Source organism: Streptomyces sp. P17 (assembly GCF_032436805.1).
GTDB lineage: Bacteria > Actinomycetota > Actinomycetes > Streptomycetales > Streptomycetaceae > Streptomyces.
The window spans coordinates 1-246 of record NZ_JAVRBF010001310.1; the positions used below are offsets into that span (position 1 = coordinate 1).

At 30.9% G+C, this 246-nt stretch carries 1 pseudogene; it reads right to left on the reverse strand.

Annotated features, from left to right (window positions below):
- Positions 1-53 precede the first annotated feature (53 nt).
- Positions 54-246, reverse strand: a pseudogene (locus RMT89_RS44800) (hypothetical protein); the annotation flags it as partial.

The window sequence follows — 246 nt, forward strand, 5'->3', positions numbered from 1 at the left end:
TCATGACTACTTTCAACATTACTTTTTCCTTTAGAAAAAATACCCGAACACTATTAGTTTTTTGGAAGGTATTGAGCAACAATTTCGTTGAAACTGAGTCCTTTTTTTGTATCTTCTTGTACGATATTGTTGTCTTTTGTTTCTTGATTAGTCTGAATTTTTTTCTTATTCTTGAACCGATAATTTTCATTTCGCACAGTTTTTTTGCTCATTGATACTGCCTCTTGGTATACGTTGGAAGAAAAT